Origin of the sequence: Shewanella sp. FJAT-52076 (genome assembly GCF_019457455.1) — a bacterium.
Taxonomy (GTDB): Bacteria; Pseudomonadota; Gammaproteobacteria; order Enterobacterales; family Shewanellaceae; genus Shewanella; species Shewanella zhangzhouensis.
In genome coordinates this window covers 4297501-4315214 of the sequence record NZ_CP080415.1, presented here as the reverse complement: position 1 = coordinate 4315214, position 17714 = coordinate 4297501, and the positions used below count along the sequence as shown (strand labels likewise).

Genomic DNA, 17714 nt, shown 5'->3' with positions numbered 1-17714 from the left:
CAAGACAGTTGTACCGACGGAGATAGCCAGTGTTAGCCGAAAAACTCAGTCAGGATCTCGCCAAAGCGGGCCTGCAGGTCGATGCCCAGCAGCAACAGCAATTACTTGCCTTTGTGGCGCTGCTCGACAAGTGGAACAAGGCCTACAACCTGACGTCGGTGCGGGAACCGGCGCAAATGCTGACCCGCCATATTCTCGATAGCCTGGTGGTGTCACCTCATCTGGTGGGTAAGCGGTTTATCGATGTGGGGACTGGCCCCGGTTTACCGGGTATTCCGCTGGCCATCATCAATCCCGACAAAGAGTTTGTTTTGCTCGATAGCCTGGGTAAACGCATTCGCTTCCAAAAGCAGGTGGCAGTGGAGCTTGGGCTGAAAAACATCAGCTCGGTGGAAAGCCGGGTCGAGCTGTATCAACCCGAGCAGGGATTCGATGGCGTGCTGAGCCGCGCTTTTGCCTCTGTGGGGGACATGCTCAGCTGGTGCCATCATTTGCCAGCCGAAAATGGCAGTTTTTATGCCCTCAAGGGCCAGCTTGGTGATGAAGAGATGGCCGGGATCCCCGAAGGCTTTAAGTTGATTGAAACCATCAGGCTCACAGTCCCCGGGCTGGATGAGCAAAGGCATCTGCTGAAATTGGTCAAAGCGTGACCCTCTGCCTTGCAATTGGCAGCAACATCAAGCAACTTGTCCAAGGCGTTATGTCTTGGTTGAACGACAGAATAACAACAGGGTGAAATTGTGGGGAAAGTCATTGCTGTAGCCAACCAGAAAGGTGGCGTAGGAAAAACAACTACTTGCATTAACCTGGCGGCTTCGCTTGCAGCAACCCGGCGCAAGGTGCTGCTGATAGACCTGGATCCCCAGGGTAATGCCACCATGGGCAGTGGTGTCGATAAGTACGAGGTAGAAAATACCGCGTATGAGCTGCTCGTGGAGGAAAAGCCGTTTGCCGATGTGGTGGTGAAAGATACCCAGGGCAAATACGATCTCATTGCCGCCAATGGTGATGTGACGGCCGCCGAAATTAAGCTGATGGAATTCTTCGCCCGTGAAGTGCGTCTGCGCAACGCATTGGCCCCTATCCGCGATCAGTATGATTTTATCTTTATCGACTGCCCGCCTTCTCTGAACATGTTGACCGTGAACGCCATGTCCGCTGCCGACTCAGTGTTGGTGCCCATGCAATGTGAGTATTTTGCGCTGGAAGGTCTCACTGCCCTTATCGATACCATAGGCAAGCTGGCCTCCATGGTGAATCCGGGACTTGGCATCGAAGGAATTTTGCGTACCATGTACGATCCTCGCAATCGATTGGCCAATGATGTATCCGATCAGCTCAAGCAGCATTTTGGCGAGAAAGTTTACCGGACTGTGATCCCCCGTAATATCCGTCTGGCCGAGGCCCCGAGTTTTGGCGCGCCTGCCATGTATTACGATAAATCCAGTGCTGGCGCCAAGGCCTACCTGGCCCTGGCCGGAGAGATTATTCGCCGGGGTGAGCAAACCCAGGCTAAAAAGCAGGCGTAAGGATTAGCAATGACTTTGAAAAAACGGGGCTTGGGTAAGGGACTGGATGCACTGCTGAGCACCAGCCATGCCGCCAGTAGAAAACTGGAACAGGAAGCTGCCCGGGCCGACAAACAGGACGACCTGGTACACCTGGATGTGGATTTGCTGCAACCCGGCAAGTACCAGCCCCGTAAGGATATGTCACCAGAGGCGTTGGAAGAACTGGCCGAGTCCATTCGGGCTCAGGGCATTATTCAGCCCATAGTGGTGCGCAAGGTCGCCGAACAAAAGTACGAAATCATTGCCGGTGAACGTCGCTGGCGCGCCTCACAGCTGGCCAAGCTTGAAAAGGTCCCCTGTATCATCAAACAGGTGCCTGACGAGTCAGCGGTGGCCATTGCCCTGATTGAAAACATTCAGCGTGAAGATCTCAATGCCATGGAAGAAGCCATCGCCTTGCATCGTCTGCTGGAAGAATTTGAACTCACCCACCAGCAGGTGGCCGATGCCGTGGGTAAATCCCGCACTACAGTCACTAACCTGCTGCGTCTCAACAGTCTGAATGAACCCGTTAAGCGTTTGCTTGAATATGGCGATATCGACATGGGCCACGCCCGTGCGCTGCTCGCCGTAGAGGGTGAAGAACAGACAAATCTGGCACGTTTAGTTGCCGCCAAAGAGCTCACCGTTCGGGAAACTGAACGATTAATTAATAGAACCTTAAATCCCGCTAAAGAAGCAGAAAAACCGGTAAAAGATCACGATGTAAGCCGTTTGGAGCAGCAGTTGATTGAAAAGCTGGGAGCCAAGGTTTCCATTGCTCACGGCAGTAAGGGCAAGGGAAAAATTGTAATTAACTACCAAAATCTCGCTGAATTAGACGGTATTCTCAGTAAAATCCGCTGATTCCGGGCAGTTAACAGAGTTTCATGTAAATTTGTGACGAATGTTAATCTTTGCTTTTTGAATCTTTGGTCGTAGAACCATTGAAAAGTGGCGATTTTACGCATCTCAAAGTTGCATTGAAGGCCCGAAAAGGTATACTTTCGCAAGCTTTTTGTACTGTGACTTTTTACGGCATTTTGTTGTCCGGTCACAGAAACAAAAAGTCCGAATGCGGAGAATGAGAATTGAGCAAGGTTTTGGCGCGTCGTGGCCGGTGGTCTGCCTATAAATTGGTGTTGATGCAGGCGGTGATAGCCGGGGGTGCGTCAGTTCTCTTCTTCGTCGTCTGGGGAGCGCAATACGGAGTATCGGCTTTAGCCGGTGCTGCGATAGCTGTGCTCCCTAATTTTGTATTCGCAACCCTCGCTTTTTCCCATTCGGGAGCAAGTGCAGCAGGGAAGGTACTGAAAACCTTCTACTGGGGGGAAGCGGTAAAGTTGCTGTTAACCATTGCCCTGTTTTCGTTGGTGTTTATCAATTTGAAAATCGTCTTTATGCCGCTTTTCGTTTGCTACTCACTGGCACTCCTGGTGCATTGGACAGCGCCTTTATACTTCAAGCAAAAGTAAAGTGGGATGAATCATGGCTGCAACTGGTGAAGCGTTAACACCGCAGGGCTATATCCAGCATCACCTGACCAACCTTTCCGTTGGTGAAGGATTCTGGACATGGCATATTGATTCGTTGCTCTTTTCGGTTGGTCTTGGTGTTTTGTTCCTGTGGATTTTCCGTAGCGTTGGCAAGAAAGCGACTACTGGCGTTCCCGGCAAGCTTCAGTGTTTTGTCGAGATGATCGTCGAGTTCGTGGACAACAGCGTGAAAGAAACCTTCCACGGCCGCAATGCCCTGATCGCTCCTCTCGCTCTGACCATCTTCGTTTGGGTTTTCATGATGAACTTCATGGACATGGTGCCAGTTGACTGGCTGCCACACACCGCCGCTATGCTGGGTGTGCCTTACCTGAAAGTGGTTCCGACGACTGACCTGAACATCACCTTCAGCCTCGCGCTGGGTGTGTTTTTGCTGATTATCTATTACAGCATCAAGGTCAAGGGAGTGTCTGGCTTCGTGAAAGAACTGACACTGCAGCCCTTTAACCACTGGGCAATGATACCCGTCAACCTCCTGCTGGAATCAGTTACCCTGATCGCCAAGCCAATCTCATTGGCTCTGCGTCTATTCGGTAACCTGTATGCGGGTGAGTTGATCTTCATCCTTATTGCGCTGATGTATGGTGCCAACTGGCTGATCGCCTCTCTGGGTGTAACCCTGCAACTGGGTTGGTTGATCTTCCACATTCTGGTTATCACACTGCAAGCGTTTATCTTCATGATGCTGACGATTGTTTACCTCAGCATGGCACATGAAGATCATTAAGGATTGCTGAAGAAATTTTTTTAAACTAAATCATCAACTAATTTAGATTTAGATACTGGAGATACAGATGGAAACTATTCTGGGCTTTACTGCAATCGCTGTTGCTCTGCTGATTGGTATGGGTGCACTGGGTACCGCTATCGGTTTCGGTCTTCTGGGTGGCAAGTTCCTGGAAGGCGCTGCTCGTCAACCAGAAATGGCTCCTATGCTGCAGGTTAAGATGTTCATCGTGGCTGGTCTGCTCGACGCCGTAACCATGATCGGTGTGGGTATCGCTCTGTACATGCTGTTTACCAACCCACTGGGCGCAATGCTGTAAAAAAACCGCTTCTGTCTTAACTCAAAATAGGAGGCTGTTGTGAATATCAACGCTACCCTAATCGGTCAGACGGTCGCCTTTATTATCTTCGTGTGGTTCTGCATGAAGTATGTTTGGCCTCCTTTGATGAATGCCATCGAAGAACGCCAAAAGAGGATTGCTGACGGTCTCGCAAACGCTGACCGCGCCGCAAAAGACCTGGAGCTCGCTCAGGCCAAGGCCACCGAGCAGCTCAAAGAAGCCAAAGCTACAGCCAATGAAATCATCGAGTCTGCCAACAAGCGCAAGGCTCAGATCGTTGAAGAAGCAAAAGCCGAGGCTGACGCTGAGCGTGCACGTATCATCGCTCAGGGCAAAGCTGAAATTGAAGCTGAACGCAATCGCGTGAAAGAGGAACTGCGTAAGCAGGTTGCTACTCTGGCCCTTGCCGGTGCTGAGAAGATCCTCGAACGTTCGATTGATGCAGCCGCACACAGTGACATAGTTGAAAAGCTTGTCGCTGAAATTTGATAAGGGAGAAGGGGTATGGCTGAGTTAACCACCATTGCTCGCCCTTATGCAAAGGCAGCTTTTGATTTTGCCGTTGAAAAACAAGCCGTGGACAGCTGGGCCGAAATGCTCGGTTTTGCTGCGCTGGTAAGTGAAAACGAAACCATGCGCCCACTGCTCGCTGGCTCTATGGCCAGTAGCGCGCTCGCCAAACTCTTTATTGATGTTTGTGGTGAGCAGCTCAACGAGCACGGTCAAAACCTGATCAAGGTGATGGCTGAAAACGGTCGTTTGGAAGTACTGCCTGCTGTGGCTCAGCTGTTTGCTGAGTACCGTTTGGAATGGGCCAAGGAAGTAGAAGCCGATGTGGTTTCTGCCACTGAGCTTTCCGACGCACAACAACAGCAGATTGGTGTTTCCCTAGAGAAACGTCTCGCACGCAAAGTTAAGCTGAATTGCAGCGTAGATGCCGGCCTGATCGCCGGTGTAATTATCAAGGCAGGGGACCTCGTTATCGATGGTTCTGTGAGCGGCAAACTGGCCCGCCTGTCTGATAAGCTGCAATCGTAATTGGGAGTTTGAGCATGCAACTGAATTCCACTGAAATCAGCGATCTGATTAAGCAGCGGATCGAGCAGTTCGACGTAGTCAGCGAAGCCCGTAACGAAGGTACTATCGTTGCGGTAAGCGATGGCATCATCCGCGTACACGGCCTGGCCGATGTAATGCAGGGTGAGATGATCGAACTGCCTGGCAACCGTTATGCAATCGCGTTGAACCTTGAGCGCGACTCTGTCGGTGCTGTAGTAATGGGTCCTTATGCCGATCTGGCTGAGGGCGTAAAAGTTAAAACCACTGGCCGTATTCTGGAAGTTCCAGTTGGCCGCGGCCTGCTTGGCCGAGTGGTAAACACTCTGGGTGAGCCAATCGACGGCAAGGGCCCCATCGACAACGATGGTTTTGCTCCTGTTGAAGTGATTGCTCCAGGTGTAATTGACCGTAAATCAGTTTCTCAGCCAGTTCAGACTGGTTACAAAGCCGTTGACTCCATGATCCCAATCGGTCGTGGCCAGCGTGAGCTGATCATCGGTGACCGTCAGACTGGTAAAACTGCGATGGCTATCGACGCCATCATCAACCAGCGCGATTCTGGCATCAAGTGTGTGTACGTGGCTGTAGGCCAGAAGGCTTCTACCATCGCCAACGTAGTACGCAAGCTGGAAGAGCACGGTGCTCTGGCTAACACTGTTGTGGTTGTTGCTTCTGCTTCAGAAGCGGCTGCTCTGCAGTTCTTGGCGCCATACTCTGGTTGTACCATGGGTGAATACTTCCGTGACCGCGGTGAAGATGCCCTGATCGTATACGATGACCTGTCTAAGCAGGCCGTTGCTTACCGTCAGATCTCCCTGCTGCTGCGTCGTCCACCAGGACGTGAAGCTTACCCAGGTGACGTATTCTATTTGCACTCTCGTCTGCTGGAACGTGCTTCCCGCGTGAACGAAGAGTACGTTGAGAAGTTCACCAAGGGCGCCGTGACTGGCCAGACCGGTTCTTTGACCGCTCTGCCTATCATCGAAACCCAAGCCGGTGACGTATCTGCGTTCGTACCGACCAACGTAATTTCTATTACCGATGGTCAGATCTTCCTGGAAACCAACCTGTTTAACTCTGGCCTGCGTCCAGCGGTTAACCCAGGTATTTCGGTATCCCGTGTAGGTGGTGCCGCCCAGACCAAGATCATCAAGAAACTGTCCGGTGGTATCCGTACCGCGCTGGCACAGTATCGTGAGCTTGCTGCGTTCTCTCAGTTTGCATCTGACCTTGACGATGCAACTCGTGCCCAGTTGGAGCACGGTGAGCGTGTTACCGAACTGATGAAGCAGAAGCAATATGCCCCAATGAGCGTAGCCGAACAGGCTGTGGTGATCTTCGCCGCAGAAAAAGGCTTCCTGAAGGGTATTGCTCTGAAGAAAGTTGGTGATTTCGAAGCCGCTCTGCTCGCATTCATGAACGCCGAGCATGCCAACCTGATGAAGCTTATCAACGATACCGGCGACTATAACGCCGAAATCGAAGCTGAGCTGAAGGCTGGTCTCGACAAGTTCGTGGCAACCCAAACCTGGTAAAAATCGTCGAGGTGTCATAAGGCACCTCAGGTCCAGATTGGAGAGTAGAGATGGCCGGCGCAAAAGAGATTAAAACCAAGATCGCGAGTGTGAAGAACACTCAGAAGATCACTTCCGCCATGGAAATGGTGGCAGCCAGCAAAATGCGCAGAGCGCAGGACCGCATGACTGCCAGCCGTCCATACGCGGAAAGCATGCGTAAGGTGATCGGTCACGTTGCCCAGGGTTCTCTCGAGTACAAACACCCCTATTTAGAGGTGAGAGAGGCCAAGCGCGTCGGTTACATTGTTGTAGCATCCGACCGCGGTCTTTGTGGTGGTTTGAACGTCAACCTGTTCAAAAAGGTTGTGTCAGACGTGAAGAACTGGAAAGCCCAGGGTGTTGAGGTAGAGTTCTGCCCCATCGGTGCCCGCAGTGTGCAGTTCTTCAAAGCTTTTGGCGGAAAGGTACAGGCCCATGCTTCAGGCCTCGGTGATGCTCCCAAGCTCGCCGACCTGATCGGTACTGTGCGCGTTATGCTGCAAGCTTACAACGAAGGCAAACTGGATCGTCTGTACGTGGTATTCAACAAGTTTGTGAACACCATGACCCAGACCCCCGTGATCGAGCAGCTGCTGCCTTTGCCTAAATCCGAAGATGATGAGATTGCTCATCACTGGGACTACATCTACGAGCAGGATCCGAAAGACCTTCTGGATACTCTGCTGGTGCGTTATGTGGAGTCTCAGGTGTACCAGGGTGTTGTGGAAAACATCGCGTCTGAACAGGCTGCCCGTATGGTGGCGATGAAGGCTGCGACTGACAACGCCGGTACGCTGATCGATGACCTGCAACTGGTTTACAACAAGGCCCGTCAGGCTGCGATTACGCAGGAACTGTCGGAAATTGTTTCCGGTGCAGCAGCGGTTTAAGGCTTAGGTAACGAATACAAGTTTTAGAGGATTAATCATGAGCACAGGTACTGTTGTCCAAGTAATTGGCGCGGTTGTGGACGTAGAGTTTCCACAGCATGCCGTACCTCAGGTATATGACGCTCTGAAGATCACAGGTGAAGGTACCTGTAACGGCCTGGTGCTGGAAGTTCAGCAGCAGCTCGGTGGCGGTGTGGTTCGTACCATCGCCATGGGTTCTTCCGACGGTCTGCGTCGTGGTATCGAGGTTGAAAACACTGGTTCCGCTATTGCCGTTCCTGTTGGTAAGGCCACTCTCGGTCGTATCATGAACGTGCTGGGCGAGCCTGTGGATGAAGCGGGTCCTATCGGTGAAGAAGATCGTTATGTTATTCACCGTGCCGCTCCTTCCTATGAAGAGCAGTCAAACACGACTGAACTGCTGGAAACCGGTATCAAGGTAATCGACCTGGTATGCCCATTCGCTAAGGGTGGTAAAGTAGGTCTGTTCGGTGGTGCGGGCGTTGGTAAGACAGTTAACATGATGGAACTGATCAACAACATCGCCAAGGCCCACTCTGGTCTGTCAGTATTCGCTGGTGTAGGTGAGCGTACCCGTGAAGGTAACGACTTCTACTACGAAATGATGGAATCAGGCGTACTGGACAAGGTAGCCATGGTGTACGGTCAGATGAACGAGCCACCAGGAAACCGTCTGCGTGTGGCCCTGACCGGTCTGACCATGGCCGAGAAGTTCCGTGACGAGGGTAAAGACGTACTGTTGTTCGTAGACAACATCTACCGTTATACCCTGGCCGGTACCGAAGTATCAGCACTGCTGGGCCGTATGCCATCAGCCGTAGGTTATCAGCCTACTCTGGCTGAGGAGATGGGTGTACTCCAGGAGCGTATTACTTCTACCAAGACTGGTTCTATTACCTCCGTACAGGCGGTATACGTACCAGCGGACGACTTGACCGACCCAAGCCCAGCCACCACCTTCGCCCACTTGGATGCGACCGTGGTACTGTCTCGTCAAATCGCTTCTCTGGGTATCTACCCTGCGGTTGACCCACTGGATTCCACCTCTCGTCAGCTGGATCCTCTGGTTGTTGGCCAGGAGCACTATGACGTGGCTAACGGCGTTCAAAACGTTCTGCAGCGCTACAAAGAGCTGAAAGACATCATCGCCATCCTGGGTATGGACGAACTGTCAGACGACGATAAGATGACAGTATCCCGCGCCCGTAAGATTGAGCGTTTCCTGTCTCAGCCTTTCCACGTAGCGGAAGTATTTACCGGTTCTCCTGGTAAGTACGTGCCTCTGAAAGACACTATCCGTGGCTTCAAGGGCATTCTGGAAGGTGAGTTCGACCACGTTCCAGAGCAAGCGTTCTACATGGTTGGCTCTGTCGACGAAGCCGTTGAGAAAGCCAACAAGAAGTAATTCGGGCCCTGCCTGAGTCTTAAATGGAGAACGCTATGGCCATGACAGTACATCTTGATATCGTAAGTGCAGAAACTCGCATTTTTTCCGGTCTGGTAGAACACCTGCAAGTGACCGGTGGCGAGGGTGAGCTGGGCATCATGCCTGGTCACGCCCCTCTGCTGACTTTTATCAAACCTGGCATGGTGCGCATCGTTAAGCAGCACGGTAAAGAAGAGGTTTTCTACCTGTCCGGCGGTTTGCTGGAAGTACAAGCCAATTCTGTGTCTGTGCTGGCTGATGTGGCTTTGCGTGCCAAAGACATTGATGAGCAGGCGGCTCTGGAAGCCAAACGTCGCGCCGAGGCCCATATGGCCGAAGCCGGTGCCGATTTCAACTATGCCGCGGCAGCCATCGAGCTGGCCAAGGCCGTAGCTCAGCTGCGTGTGGTTGAAACCATCAAGAAGAACATTGCCAGATAAGGTGAATGTGTCCCAAAAAAGGCGCCCCAGGGCGCCTTTTTTATTGGCAAAAATAAGGCGCTCAGTTCAGCGCTGAATTTTAGTCGGCATTCGGGTACACTTGCGCCAGATAAAAGATAAGGGACCTCCTATGTCGCTCAATGTTGTCATTCTCGCCGCCGGAAAAGGCACCCGCATGCGCTCAGACCTGCCCAAGGTACTGCACAGCGTCGCCCACAAACCTATGGTTCAGCACGTGATAGACACGGCGCGTGAGCTCAATGCCGATAACATCAATCTGGTGTATGGCTATGGTGGCGAACTGCTGAAAAACAGGCTTGGCGAGCAGCCGCTGAATTTCGTGCTCCAGGCCGAGCAGCTGGGTACCGGCCATGCGGTGGCGCAGGCGATTGACCACATCAATGGCGAGGACACAGTGCTGGTGCTCTACGGCGACGTGCCGCTGATCCGCAAGGAAACCCTCGAAGCCTTGCTGGCTGCCCGTCAACCAGACGGTGTGGCCGTGCTGACCGTACATCTGGATAACCCCAACGGCTATGGCCGCATGGTGCGGGAAGGCGGTAAAGTCGTCGGTATCGTCGAGCAAAAGGATGCCAGCCCTGAGCAGCTCAAGATTAACGAAATCAACAGCGGCATCATGGCGCTGCCGGGCAAGCGTTTAAAGAGCTGGCTTGGCCGCCTCGAGAACAACAACGCCCAAGGCGAGTTCTACCTCACTGACGTGATTGCCATGGCCCACGCCGATGGAGTGGCCATTGATACAGCCAACCCCACCAATCCCATTGAGACCGAAGGCGCCAATAACCGGGTGCAGCTGGCGGCATTGGAGCGTGCCTATCAGGCCCGCCGCGCCGAAGAGCTGATGCTTAATGGTGCCAACCTGCGTGACCCGGCCCGTATCGATATTCGCGGTGACGTGACTGTGGGCATGGACGTGATGATTGATGTAAACGTGATTTTTGAAGGCAAGGTTAAGCTTGGTAATAATGTCACTATTGGTGCCGGTGCTATCCTGATTGACTGCGAGATTGCCGACAACGCCGACATCAAACCCTACAGTATTATTGAAGGTGCCAAACTGGGCGATAGCGCCAGTGCGGGCCCGTTCGCCCGTCTGCGCCCCGGCGCTGAGCTGCACAAAGACGCCCACATTGGCAACTTTGTCGAAATGAAGAAAGCCGTACTTGGTGAAGGCTCCAAAGCCGGGCACCTGGCGTACCTCGGTGATGCCGAAATTGGCAAAGGCGTAAACATAGGCGCCGGTACCATCACCTGTAACTACGATGGCGCCAACAAACACCTCACCGTGATTGAAGACGATGTCTTTGTTGGCAGCGATACCCAGCTGGTGGCACCGGTCGTTATTCGTAAAGGCGCGACCCTGGGCGCCGGTTCTACCGTGACCCACGAAGTGGGCGAAAACGAGCTGGTTATCACCCGGGTAAAGCAGCGCCATATTCAGGGCTGGCAGCGTCCGGTGAAAAAGCCAAAGTAATCCACTTCTCATTGAAAAGCGGCGCATTTGCGCCGCTTTTTTGTTTTCACACCAATGCTTTTGTGAGCGCCTTCACCTGCAATTGTAAATTACCGTAAAGAAAATCAAATAAGAACTATTCTCAATTATAGTGCTGCCAGTTTCGTAAGACTTTTTGACAGAGTTGGTAAAGAGGTAGGCATGTCACTCAAATTCTCCACCCTGAGCCTGGCCGTCGTGGCTGCGCTGCAATCCCCGCTGGCACTGGCCGATGACGCATCCCATGGCGACATGGAGCGTATCGAAGTTAAAGGCCGCAGCTTTAACGAATACAAGGTCGGTGCTGCCAATGGCGCCATGCGCGGCGATATGTCATTGCTGGAGACGCCACAGTCAGTGAGTGTGATCCCGGACTTCGTAACAGACGAGCAGCTGGCCACCAACCTTGCTGAAGTGCTGGTGAACGACTCTTCCATTACAGCGGGAACTCAGCGCTGGAACCGTCAGGTGTTTTCACTGCGTGGGTTTGAGTTGGACTCGGGCTCTGGCTACCTCGCCAATGGTCATCAATTGTTTGCCCACTATGTGCTGCCGATTGAAATCTTAAGCCAGGTGGAAGTATTAAAAGGCCCCTCGTCCATGCTCTATGGCCAGTCTGGCCCCGGTGGTCTGGTCAACATGGTGACCAAGAAGCCTACTTTTGATCGCCTGTTCGAACTGGGCTTTGATACCGACGAAGAAGGCTCGACCCGTTTCCAGCTGGATGCAGGTGGTGCGCTGACTGATTCTCTGCGTTACCGTGCTGTGGCCGTTAAACAGGACACGGAGTACTGGCGCAGCTATTCACCTCTGGCCGGGGAGTCGGCCGGGCAGCAGGAGCGGGACCGCTGGCTGGGCTTTATCGCCCTGGACTATGACATTACCGACAACCTGTTGCTGTCGCTGCGTTACGATCGTACCGAAGACAAGGCCGGTATCGACATTGGTGGTTGGCTTGATGCAGACGGAAATCTTATCGGCAGCCGGGAGCAAATCTGGGATATGCCCTGGGCATTTACCGACAACAGCATTACCAATCTGGGCGCCGATTTGGCTTGGCAGTTAAGTGATAACTGGAAGCTTAAGGTTGGCTACAACGACCAGCAGTTCAATCGGCAGCGCTTTGACTCGGCCCCACGTTACAATACCGACGCCATGAGCATCGGGTACCAGATAAGCCCATTCGACCGTTTCGACGACTGGAGCCACAAGACGGCCTATGTGGACCTAAATGGTGAGTTTGAGCTGGCGGGGATGGAGCACAAACTACTGCTTGGCGCAAACAAGCTCGATTACGGCTACGCCCAATTGAGATCATCCGGTGCGCGGCAAAATGTCATGCCCGGTGTGGCTGTGCCCCGTCCCGACATTTCCTATAAGGATGACACCAGTTGGTCCACCAGCGGTTATGAGTTCTACGGGGTCTATCTGCAAGACCTTATCAGCATCAACGACCAGTGGAAGGTATTGGCCGGTGTACGTTTCGACGAGCAAAAGGAAGACTCAGGCAACGATAATGCCGTGTCACCCAAATTTGGCCTGATCTGGCAGCCGCAGCAGGACTTGAGCCTGTACGCCAACTACTCCAGGAGCTTTGTCCCCCAGGGTAAGGTCAATGATGAGAATGACCTGAGCAATGACATGGAGCTGGATCCTGAATTTGGTACCCAATATGAACTGGGTGCCAAGTGGGAACTGATGAATGGCGGTCTGCTGCTGACCGGCGCCCTGTTCGATATCGAAATCGATAACCGTATTGTTGTGCATACCCTGGATGTGCCCGTGGGCGATATCACCAGGGTCACCCGTCAGGATGGGATTCAGCATCATAAAGGGATGGAGCTGGGTGCCCAGGGGCAGGTCAGTGACAGCCTGTTTTTAACTGCCTCCATGATGTATTTGGATGCCGAGTACAAAACCGCGGACAGCCTGAATGGCAAGACACCTATCGATGCCCCCGAGTGGTCGGCGAATATCTGGAGCCGCTACGAAGTAACGGATAACTTTGCGGTGAACCTGGGCGCTGTTTATGTGGGTGAACGTTTTGCCGATACCCCAAACAGCATCAGCAAAGATGGTTATGTGCGTTTCGATATGGGCGCCGCTTATACCTTCGATATCGGCGGCAGTGAAATCGGCATTCGTGCCAACGTGCGCAACCTGTTTGATACCGAGTACCTGGACGGTGGTAACTACCAGATGGTCACCCTGGGACAGGGACGCCACTTCAGCCTGGCTTTGAACGCCAAGTTCTAATCTTTCCCGGGCATTCCACCCAAACATCCAAGGCAGCCACAAGGCTGCCTTTTGCTTTCACGGTCTAAATTTCGCTCTTGGTTATTTTGTTTCGTTTTAATATAATCTATCTTTCGATTCGAAAGTTAAGTTGAAAATAACGGATGACCAAACGCAATACTCAGCAGCGCCGCCGCAGCATTATCGAACTTCTGAATGCTCAGGGTGAGGTGAATGTGGATCAATTGGCGAGCGAGTTTGCCACCTCCGAGGTGACCATTCGCAAAGACCTGGCCGAGCTTGAGAAAGCGGGACTGCTGTTTCGCCGTTATGGTGGAGCCGTGCCCTTGCCCCAAGAGCTGAATGCCCAGGCAGTGGCCATCTCCCCGGTAAAGCTCGCCATAGCCAAAGAGGCCGCCAAACTCATCCGCGACCACAACCGCATCATCATCGATTATGGCAGCACCACCCTGGGGCTTATCCCCGAACTTGCCCATCGCCGTGGGCTGGTGGTGATGACCAATTCGCTGCAGCTGGCCAATGCCATCCATGAACTGGAGCAGGAACCAACGCTTCTGATGACCGGCGGCACCTGGGATCCGCATTCCGAAAGCTTTCAGGGGCTGGTGGCCGAGCAGGTGCTGCGCTCTTACGACTTCGATCAACTCTTTATCGGTGCCGATGGCATAGACCTCAGCCGCGGCACCACCACCTTCAACGAACTCGTTGGCCTGTCACGTGTGATGGCCGAGGTGTCGAGGGAGGTAATTGTCATGCTGGAGTCCGATAAGATAGGCCGACGCATTCCCAATCTCGAGCTGCCCTGGAGTCAGGTCAGTGCAGTGGTCACAGACAACAGATTGCCCAAAGAGGCAGTGGCCACCATAGAGGCTCATGGGGTGAAGGTGTATCTGGCGGATGTTCAGTAATTAGTTTTTATAGACCTTACGGAAATACAAGCATGTGTGGAATCGTTGGCGCCGTGGCGCAAAGGGACGTGGCCGAAATTTTGCTCGAGGGCCTGCGTCGTCTGGAATATCGTGGTTATGACTCTGCCGGTATGGCGGTGATCCAGAATGCCGAAATGAACCGAACCCGCCGGGTGGGTAAGGTACAGGAGCTGGCCGATGCACTGGCCGAAGCACCGCTTACCGGTGGCACTGGTATTGCCCACACCCGCTGGGCGACCCATGGTGAGCCGAGTGAGCGTAACGCGCACCCGCACCAGTCCGAGGGCGATATCGCCGTGGTGCACAACGGCATTATCGAAAACCACGCCAGGCTGCGTGAGCGCTTGAAGGGTCTGGGGTATCAGTTCAACTCAGATACCGACACCGAAGTGATTTGCCACCTGGTGCACCATGAACTCAAGAGCCACGATACTCTGCTGGCTGCAGTTCAGGCCACGGTGAAGCAGCTCGAAGGCGCTTACGGCACAGTAGTGATTGACCGCCGCGACCCTGAGCGTCTGGTTGTGGCCCGCAGTGGCAGCCCGCTGGTGATTGGTTTCGGTCTAGGTGAAAACTTTGTCGCCTCTGATCAGTTGGCATTGCTGCCTGTAACCCGCACCTTCGCTTTCCTTGAAGAAGGTGATGTGGCCGAAGTGACCCGCCGTATCGTGCGCATCTTCGATGTGGATGGCAATGAAGTAGAGCGTGAAGCCAAAGAGTCTGAAGTAACCCACGATGCCGGCGACAAGGGCGAATACCGCCACTATATGCTCAAGGAAATCTATGAGCAGCCACGTGCCCTGGCCCGTACCCTGGAAGGCCGCATCGCCAACATGCAGGTGCTGGACAGTGCCTTTGGTGACAAAGCAGCCGACCTTTTGAAAGACATCAAACACGTGCAGATCATCGCCTGTGGTACAAGCTACCACGCGGGCATGGCCGCCCGTTACTGGCTGGAGCAATGGGCCGGGGTGTCCTGTAACGTGGAAATCGCTTCCGAATTCCGTTATCGCAAGTCGCACCTATTCCCCAACAGCCTGCTGGTGACCATTTCTCAGTCCGGCGAGACCGCCGATACCCTGGCGGCGCTGCGTCTGGCCAAAGAAATGGGCTATCAGGCCACCCTGACCATCTGTAATGCCCCCGGTTCATCCCTGGTACGCGAATCTGACATGGCTTACATGATGAAAGCGGGCGCTGAAATCGGTGTGGCCTCCACCAAGGCCTTTACCGTGCAACTGGCCGGCCTCCTGATGCTGACCGCAGTGATTGGTCGCAACAACGGCATGTCTGCCGAGCTGCAATCATCATTAACCCAAAGCCTGCAATCACTGCCCGCCAAGGTTGAGCAGGCACTGGGCTTGGACGATGCTATTGCTTCACTGGCCGAAGACTTTGCCGACAAGCATCATGCGCTGTTCCTCGGCCGTGGCGATCAGTACCCCATCGCCATGGAAGGGGCACTTAAGCTCAAGGAAATTTCTTACATCCACGCCGAGGCTTATGCGTCGGGTGAACTCAAACACGGCCCGCTGGCGCTGATCGACGCCGATATGCCGGTGATTGTGGTGGCGCCCAATAACGAGCTGCTCGAAAAGCTGAAATCCAACGTGGAAGAAGTACGTGCCCGTGGCGGCCTGATGTATGTGTTTGCCGACAAGGATGCCGAGTTTGCCTCGGACGACACCATGAAGGTGATCCCGGTGCCTCACTGTGATGAGTTTATGGCGCCGCTCATTTACACCATTCCGCTGCAACTGTTGTCCTATCATGTGGCACTGATCAAGGGGACAGACGTGGATCAGCCTCGTAACTTGGCCAAGTCGGTCACGGTGGAATAAAAGCCTGAAGTTTGAAAGCCTCCCTATGGGAGGCTTTTTTATGCGGTCATTCCGGAGACTGGCAGAGATTTTTTGGCTTCTATCCGCTTCCAGACTTTTTCGTGGAAGTAAAACACCACAGTGTTGATGGTCGGTTCAATCAGGGCGACTGCGCCACCGATAAGCAGGCTGCCGGTGAGTAAATACGTGATGCTGAAGGCCACACCAAAGTGCAGCATGGCAAAGGTCATGGTCTTTAACATGGTGGAATCCCCAATTGATTACTTGCCTTAAATGATAATGATTATCACTTGTGTGTAAAGTGGAATTGTTCAATTGAGGTAAACGAGGCGGCCGATTAAGACAAAAGACGCAGCCTTAAGCTGCGCCATTTTTTGGACCTGATTAACGGGTTTTACAATCAATAGTGCCAGGGAAAATCGGAGTAATCCTGATCACGCTTTTCCAAAAAGGCATCGCGGCCTTCACGTGCTTCATCCGTGCCATAGGCAAGGCGGGTGGCTTCACCGGCAAACAGTTGCTGGCCAACTAGGCCATCGTCCGGCAGGTTAAAGCCGTATTTAAGCATACGCATGGCGGTGGGGGATTTGGAATTGATCTCTTTGGCCCAGCGTAAGGCTTCGGTTTCCAGCTCGGCATGGGGAATACTGCGATTGACCATGCCCATAGCGGCTGCTTCATCTGCGCTGTAGTTAAAGCCAAGGAAGAAGATTTCCCGGGCGCGCTTTTGTCCTACCATCTTGGCGAGATAGGCACTGCCGTAGCCGGAGTCGAAACTGGCCACATCCGGGTCGGTTTGTTTAAATACAGCGTGTTCCTTTGAGGCCAAAGTCAGGTCGCACACCACATGCAGACTGTGACCACCACCCACAGCCCAACCGGGGACCACGGCTATTACTACCTTGGGCATAAAGCGGATGAGTCGCTGCACTTCCAGAATATGTAACCTGCCCATGCGGGCCACATCGGCCTTGCCTGTTTCTTCGCCTTCGTATTTGTAGCCGTCTTTACCGCGAATGCGCTGGTCGCCACCGGAGGAAAATGAATATTGTCCTTTGGCAGAGGGGCCGTTGCCGGTCAGCAGTACACAGCCAACGTCGGGCCATTGGCGGGCGTGGTCCAGGGCGGTATAGAGTTCATCAACGGTTTTGGGGCGAAAGGCGTTGAGGCAGTCAGGACGGTTAAAAGCGATGCGTACCGTGCCCTGATCCTTGGCCCTGTGGTAGGTGATGTCGTCGAATGCAAAACCTGGTACTTCTGTCCAGAGATCTGGATCAAAGTTATCAGAAACTTTTTTGGTCATGACTGAGCCTGCCTATGTTCAGATTAGTTGCCACAGGCTAGGCTCAAGTTGGTTTAGGGTCAATGCTTTAAGGTAAAAGCCATGGGCTGGCCGACAAAAGCATTAAAGATTGTCGCAAATAAACTGCAGGTTTTCTTTGTCGAAAACCGGATGGCTCACGCCACTTTTTTCACAGTAGTTATCTTTAAAATCCATCACACTGTTTTTATCGGTCAGCACAGCATCAAATTCTGAAAGCTCCGCCGCCGTGAGTCGCTCGCCTATTTCTGCCTTGAGTTTCTGCAACCTACCGTCAACACGAATGATT

Annotated in this window: 19 protein-coding genes (1 of these 19 running past the window's edge); 16 read left to right on the top strand and 3 right to left on the bottom strand. The window is 53.2% G+C overall.

Going from position 1 to position 17714, the window contains the following annotated elements; translation table 11 throughout:
- Positions 1-29: 29 nt before the first annotated feature.
- From rsmG to glmS, 16 genes are all read left to right on the top strand, one after another.
- Complete coding sequence (rsmG, locus tag K0H79_RS19185) at positions 30-650, top strand: 16S rRNA (guanine(527)-N(7))-methyltransferase RsmG (protein ID WP_220076898.1); 621 nt, start codon at positions 30-32, stop codon at positions 648-650.
- Between the two features lie 90 nt (positions 651-740).
- On the top strand, positions 741-1529 hold the full coding sequence (locus tag K0H79_RS19180) for a ParA family protein (RefSeq protein WP_011761759.1): 789 nt from the start codon (positions 741-743) through the stop codon (positions 1527-1529).
- 9 nt (positions 1530-1538) lie between these two features.
- A complete protein-coding gene (locus tag K0H79_RS19175; protein ID WP_011761758.1) occupies positions 1539-2417 on the top strand; it encodes a ParB/RepB/Spo0J family partition protein in 879 nt (292 codons plus the stop codon).
- A gap of 224 nt (positions 2418-2641) precedes the next feature.
- The gene (locus tag K0H79_RS19170; protein WP_220076897.1) at positions 2642-3025 is read left to right on the top strand and encodes an ATP synthase subunit I; all 384 of its coding nucleotides are present in this window, start codon (positions 2642-2644) and stop codon (positions 3023-3025) included.
- A 13-nt stretch (positions 3026-3038) separates the two neighbouring features.
- On the top strand, positions 3039-3833 hold the full coding sequence (gene atpB / locus K0H79_RS19165; protein WP_011761756.1) for a F0F1 ATP synthase subunit A: 795 nt from the start codon (positions 3039-3041) through the stop codon (positions 3831-3833).
- Between the two features lie 67 nt (positions 3834-3900).
- On the top strand, positions 3901-4152 hold the full coding sequence (atpE, locus tag K0H79_RS19160) for a F0F1 ATP synthase subunit C (RefSeq protein WP_011761755.1): 252 nt from the start codon (positions 3901-3903) through the stop codon (positions 4150-4152).
- Between the two features lie 39 nt (positions 4153-4191).
- The gene (gene atpF / locus K0H79_RS19155) at positions 4192-4662 is read left to right on the top strand and encodes a F0F1 ATP synthase subunit B (RefSeq protein ID WP_011761754.1); all 471 of its coding nucleotides are present in this window, start codon (positions 4192-4194) and stop codon (positions 4660-4662) included.
- Positions 4663-4677: 15 nt separating this feature from the next.
- Positions 4678-5211, top strand: coding sequence for a F0F1 ATP synthase subunit delta (gene atpH / locus K0H79_RS19150; RefSeq protein ID WP_011761753.1), 534 nt, complete (start codon positions 4678-4680; stop codon positions 5209-5211).
- Positions 5212-5225: 14 nt separating this feature from the next.
- Entirely contained in the window at positions 5226-6767 is a 1542-nt protein-coding gene (gene atpA / locus K0H79_RS19145) for a F0F1 ATP synthase subunit alpha (protein ID WP_220066191.1), read from the top strand.
- Between the two features lie 50 nt (positions 6768-6817).
- A complete protein-coding gene (gene atpG / locus K0H79_RS19140) occupies positions 6818-7678 on the top strand; it encodes a F0F1 ATP synthase subunit gamma (protein WP_011761751.1) in 861 nt (286 codons plus the stop codon).
- A 37-nt stretch (positions 7679-7715) separates the two neighbouring features.
- Positions 7716-9104 carry a F0F1 ATP synthase subunit beta gene (atpD, locus tag K0H79_RS19135; protein ID WP_011761750.1) on the top strand — a complete coding sequence of 463 codons (1389 nt, stop codon included), beginning with the start codon at positions 7716-7718 and terminating at the stop codon, positions 9102-9104.
- A 35-nt stretch (positions 9105-9139) separates the two neighbouring features.
- The gene (locus K0H79_RS19130) at positions 9140-9565 is read left to right on the top strand and encodes a F0F1 ATP synthase subunit epsilon (protein WP_011761749.1); all 426 of its coding nucleotides are present in this window, start codon (positions 9140-9142) and stop codon (positions 9563-9565) included.
- A gap of 130 nt (positions 9566-9695) precedes the next feature.
- Positions 9696-11060: a bifunctional UDP-N-acetylglucosamine diphosphorylase/glucosamine-1-phosphate N-acetyltransferase GlmU gene (glmU, locus tag K0H79_RS19125; protein WP_220076896.1), complete on the top strand. Its 1365-nt coding sequence runs from the start codon at positions 9696-9698 to the stop codon at positions 11058-11060.
- Between the two features lie 180 nt (positions 11061-11240).
- The gene (locus K0H79_RS19120; protein WP_220076895.1) at positions 11241-13334 is read left to right on the top strand and encodes a TonB-dependent siderophore receptor; all 2094 of its coding nucleotides are present in this window, start codon (positions 11241-11243) and stop codon (positions 13332-13334) included.
- Positions 13335-13477: 143 nt separating this feature from the next.
- Positions 13478-14242, top strand: a complete 765-nt coding sequence (locus tag K0H79_RS19115) for a DeoR/GlpR family DNA-binding transcription regulator (protein ID WP_220066188.1) — start codon at positions 13478-13480, stop codon at positions 14240-14242.
- Between the two features lie 32 nt (positions 14243-14274).
- Positions 14275-16104, top strand: a complete 1830-nt coding sequence (gene glmS, locus K0H79_RS19110) for a glutamine--fructose-6-phosphate transaminase (isomerizing) (protein WP_220076894.1) — start codon at positions 14275-14277, stop codon at positions 16102-16104.
- Positions 16105-16142: 38 nt separating this feature from the next.
- Here glmS and K0H79_RS19105 read toward each other — a convergent pair whose 3' ends face one another.
- The 3 genes from K0H79_RS19105 to K0H79_RS19095 form a co-directional block, all read right to left on the bottom strand.
- A complete protein-coding gene (locus K0H79_RS19105; RefSeq protein ID WP_220076893.1) occupies positions 16143-16346 on the bottom strand; it encodes a DUF2061 domain-containing protein in 204 nt (67 codons plus the stop codon).
- 158 nt (positions 16347-16504) lie between these two features.
- Complete coding sequence (locus K0H79_RS19100) at positions 16505-17407, bottom strand: 1,4-dihydroxy-2-naphthoyl-CoA synthase (RefSeq protein WP_220076892.1); 903 nt, start codon at positions 17405-17407, stop codon at positions 16505-16507.
- Between the two features lie 102 nt (positions 17408-17509).
- Positions 17510-17714: the 3' portion of a hypothetical protein gene (locus tag K0H79_RS19095; protein ID WP_220066183.1), read on the bottom strand. It continues 146 nt past the right edge of the window; 205 of the gene's 351 nt are visible here — the last part of the coding sequence; the start codon falls outside the window, past its right edge; the stop codon is at positions 17510-17512.

Excerpts from the sequence above, each read along its gene's own strand:
- atpH (WP_011761753.1), top strand. The coding sequence starts at position 4,678 with ATGGCTGAGTTAACCACCATTGCTCGCCCTTATGCAAAGGCAGCTTTT.
- glmU (WP_220076896.1), top strand. The coding sequence starts at position 9,696 with ATGTCGCTCAATGTTGTCATTCTCGCCGCCGGAAAAGGCACCCGCATG.
- K0H79_RS19115 (WP_220066188.1), top strand. The coding sequence starts at position 13,478 with ATGACCAAACGCAATACTCAGCAGCGCCGCCGCAGCATTATCGAACTT.
- atpB (WP_011761756.1), top strand. The coding sequence starts at position 3,039 with ATGGCTGCAACTGGTGAAGCGTTAACACCGCAGGGCTATATCCAGCAT.
- K0H79_RS19175 (WP_011761758.1), top strand. The coding sequence starts at position 1,539 with ATGACTTTGAAAAAACGGGGCTTGGGTAAGGGACTGGATGCACTGCTG.
- K0H79_RS19100 (WP_220076892.1), bottom strand. The coding sequence starts at position 17,407 with ATGACCAAAAAAGTTTCTGATAACTTTGATCCAGATCTCTGGACAGAA.
- K0H79_RS19130 (WP_011761749.1), top strand. The coding sequence starts at position 9,140 with ATGGCCATGACAGTACATCTTGATATCGTAAGTGCAGAAACTCGCATT.
- atpA (WP_220066191.1), top strand. The coding sequence starts at position 5,226 with ATGCAACTGAATTCCACTGAAATCAGCGATCTGATTAAGCAGCGGATC.
- atpG (WP_011761751.1), top strand. The coding sequence starts at position 6,818 with ATGGCCGGCGCAAAAGAGATTAAAACCAAGATCGCGAGTGTGAAGAAC.
- K0H79_RS19105 (WP_220076893.1), bottom strand. The coding sequence starts at position 16,346 with ATGTTAAAGACCATGACCTTTGCCATGCTGCACTTTGGTGTGGCCTTC.
- K0H79_RS19120 (WP_220076895.1), top strand. The coding sequence starts at position 11,241 with ATGTCACTCAAATTCTCCACCCTGAGCCTGGCCGTCGTGGCTGCGCTG.
- glmS (WP_220076894.1), top strand. The coding sequence starts at position 14,275 with ATGTGTGGAATCGTTGGCGCCGTGGCGCAAAGGGACGTGGCCGAAATT.
- atpE (WP_011761755.1), top strand. The coding sequence starts at position 3,901 with ATGGAAACTATTCTGGGCTTTACTGCAATCGCTGTTGCTCTGCTGATT.
- atpD (WP_011761750.1), top strand. The coding sequence starts at position 7,716 with ATGAGCACAGGTACTGTTGTCCAAGTAATTGGCGCGGTTGTGGACGTA.